The organism is Halobacteriovorax sp., from assembly GCF_041587335.1.
In the GTDB taxonomy this organism is placed as follows: Bacteria; Bdellovibrionota; Bacteriovoracia; order Bacteriovoracales; family Bacteriovoracaceae; genus Halobacteriovorax.
The window spans coordinates 1-3,414 of sequence record NZ_JBFGYP010000210.1; the positions used below are offsets into that span (position 1 = coordinate 1).

General features: G+C 32.1%; 4 protein-coding genes. 2 read left to right on the forward strand and 2 right to left on the reverse strand.

The window, feature by feature from the left end:
* Positions 1-81: 81 nt before the first annotated feature.
* Together ABX784_RS16290 and ABX784_RS16295 are read left to right on the forward strand one after the other, a co-directional pair.
* Entirely contained in the window at positions 82-1,365 is a 1,284-nt protein-coding gene (locus tag ABX784_RS16290; RefSeq protein WP_372656121.1) for a glycosyltransferase family 4 protein, read from the forward strand.
* Positions 1,358-2,287, forward strand: a complete 930-nt coding sequence (locus ABX784_RS16295) for a hypothetical protein (RefSeq protein ID WP_372656122.1) — start codon at positions 1,358-1,360, stop codon at positions 2,285-2,287. Before ABX784_RS16290 ends, ABX784_RS16295 begins: the two co-directional genes overlap by 8 nt.
* Here the strand turns inward: ABX784_RS16295 and ABX784_RS16300 are convergent.
* Together ABX784_RS16300 and ABX784_RS16305 are read right to left on the reverse strand one after the other, a co-directional pair.
* Entirely contained in the window at positions 2,284-3,066 is a 783-nt protein-coding gene (locus ABX784_RS16300; protein WP_372656123.1) for an ABC transporter ATP-binding protein, read from the reverse strand. The genes ABX784_RS16295 and ABX784_RS16300 overlap by 4 nt on opposite strands.
* On the reverse strand, positions 3,053-3,414 hold a 362-nt coding region (locus ABX784_RS16305; RefSeq protein ID WP_372656124.1), incomplete at its 5' end, for an ABC transporter permease. The genes ABX784_RS16305 and ABX784_RS16300, both read right to left, overlap by 14 nt.

Genomic DNA, 3,414 nt, shown 5'->3' on the forward strand with positions numbered 1-3,414 from the left:
AGAGAAATTCCCAGGAAAAGAAGAACAAATAACAAAAGATATTAACTCTCTAGTTCAAAAAATGAGAGACTTTAATCTCTTATGCGCATAAGAAAAACAACTTTAGTTCGCCAGAAAAATATTTCAAGCTGGACCAGTTGCCAAACTATTACACAAAACCTTTTTGAACTTTATGATGATCTCTCATGTGTAGATATTCAACATACACTAGAGATCTCAACAACAGATCCTTTTTCAACTTTTGAAAAAGGCTTTGAGTTAGCTCAACTAAATAGCGACCTAATAGTCTTTATTGATCACTTTCCTTGTCCAGCAGAAGTAATTAAGTCATTTGCCAAACACAATAAAAATTCAAATAGACCAGACATTATTATTCATATATTTGGTGACTTTACTCTTCAAGCTGCACAGTGGTTAGATGCTGAAGATGAATTAAAAGAATTTAATATTAAGTTTATTTGTGCATCAGATGCACAGGCAGGACTTTTAAATAAACTTATAGCTAACCCAAGAAATATAGAATCGCATTTCTTTCCACTTAGGGAAAATGCTCACAACTTCAATCAAGAAACTCGCTCAAAGATTAGACAGGAACTACAGGTAAAAGAAGATGAAGTCATTTTCATTTACACTGGCCGCTTAAGCATGCAGAAGAACGTTATAGAGCTTGCGTCAATGCTAAATGAGTTTCAAAAAGCATTTCAACTCAAGTTTAAATTACTAATTGCTGGGCCATTTGATGATCTTGGTATTCCATACATAGGACAGTACTCACAGGAAGGAGCTTACTGCACTAGGTGGCTTAAACAAATTCCTAACTACGACTTTGTTCAATATCTTGGAAACCTCAAATCTGACGAACTACATGATTATTACTGTGCTTCAGATTGCTTTATTAGCCTTAGCACACATAATGATGAAGACTTCGGAATGTCTCCATGTGAGGCTGCTGCAACTGGACTGCCCCTTATTCTCACAAACTGGGGTGGATATTTCAGCTTTAAGAAATACTTTAAGAATACATTATTAGTAGAAACGAATTTCAAAAAATCTGATTCATCAAGACCTTTCCCAGAAAAGAAAAGTTTATTTAAAACTTTAATTAACTTTTTCGAAAACTTTAACCCCATAGAGCGAGCAGCTTCAAACCAATGCTCTCTAGAGTTAATGAGAGAAAACATATCTAACACAATAAAAGATCTTGAAACCACAAAATTTCTAGGCTTCAAAGAAGAAATGATAAGAGTGGGAGCTCGCTTTAGTGCCACAAAAAACTCACCTTTTTCTGGAGTAAGAGGCAGTTATTCAGACCTTTATTACAAACTATATAATAGCTATGTAGAATCAGAGAAAGATAATGTTTAATCAAACTAGAGATGAAATCTATTTATTGAATACAATTGATCGTTGGAGAAACCTACAAGATTCTCAAGAGGATTATGAGGATATTCATACACTGAACGCACAGGACTATATCTCATCACTTAATCCTATTTTTCTAACTGCATTTAAAAACTTAGAGTCTCTAAATAACTTCTCATTCATACAGTCAAGAGATGGAATATTAGATTTGATTCATTTCTTTAATCTCTATAGAGAGCCTCGCCATACTTTGACGAAAATACTTATAAATAGTAAATTTTCACATATTATCCCAAATAAATGGCTATCTAATATTATCTTTTATGAAGATAGGCGTACAAAAGATATTTCACCAGAGACAAATACATTAGTATACGAGAGTGGCTTTAGAAATGACTCTATTGATGAGGACTCACTATACAAACTCACAAAGAAATATAAATTTGATAGATTATTTATCACAGGGGAAGCCCTACCCAAAAGAACAGATCTATTTCATAAAGAAGTTTCAAAATGTGAAGAAATTCTTAATCTAAAATCTAAATACTTAACACGAAATAGTATATTTAGTTTTACTGAAGAGAACAGTATTCTTTATAAAGATAACTACTCAGACATAATGTTTTCAAAGTCTTTCGTAAGTAGAATTTTGTCAACAAATGGTGTTCTTCCAGTTAATTACTCAGGACCAATCAAAGATACTATTTGTGATACTCCATACACTGGTATCAATTTAGTCACATTACCGGAACCTCAAAGTGATCCATTAAAAATTTATGAATGGCTCGACAATAATCATAAGAAATATCAATTAGAAGATTTATTTGAGCAATTAGACAATACTAACAACACAAGAAAATTTTACTTCGACTCTACTTATCAATTTGCAAAGTCTATCTTTGAAAACAACAATAAATTCTACTAAATAGTTTGAAGTTCTGGAGTACAATTTAAAAGGTAGAATTTCGTTCCTTCAACTACTTCTCCATCAAAGCAAATCTTTCCATTTTTAAGAACAATAACTCTATTACAAACTTCTCGAACTTTTTCTAAATCATGACTTATGAAGATTACTGCTCCGGATAATGAAATCATCTTCTTAACTCTTTTTGCTACCTTAGAACTAAAGAATGTATCTGCCCCATCAAAGACTTCATCTAAGATCAAAAGATCAGAGGGTCTAGATGAGATGGTAGAGAGAAAAATCCTCGCCTTCATTCCCTTTGAGTAGTTTTTAAATGGAGTATCTATAAACTCTTCTATCTCACTAAATGAAATAGCATCTTCAACAATTTGGTTCTTTTCTTCTTTTGATATATTCGTATAAAGAAGATGTACTAATATTTCAATATTCTCGCGTCCAGTAAGCTCAGGAAAAGCACCGACATCTGTATTCAAAACAGCTTTGATATCACTTGTCTTAACAAAGTTATTCTTCTTTCCCATTCCTGCTATTTGACGACAAAGAGTCGTTTTACCACTGCCGTTCACACCTAGAATTGCAACACGATCACCTTCAAAAACTTCAAAACTTATAGAATCTAAAACATGATTGACCTGTTTTTTTTCTGTAATAAACTTGAACGGTGATGAAATTGCTTCAACAAAAACTTGCCTAAAGTCTTTATTTCCGTGATAAAACTTCATTCCATAGTCAAACGAGAAATTTTCAACTTTAACTATTGTTCTTTTAGAGGACTGCATAGATCTCATCCCTCATCTTTTGCCAAAAAGTATAACCCATTATTAAACACCCTAAACTCAACACTGTTGAAATAATAAAAGGTACTGTTATTGATGAATCAGAAAAATTATTTAGGATTAATTGAAAAGGCCTGATCATAATATAATATGGATTAATCTCAACAAACATTCTCGCCCATGAAGGAACCATCTCAATAGGGTAAAAAATAGGTGTTAGTAAATACATAAGTCCATTTATAAAGTTTAATATATATTGCGTATCTCTAAAGAACACATGCGTAGTTGATAAAAATATTGAAACTCCCATATTAAATATCAATAAATTTAAGACTGCTAACGGTAACAATA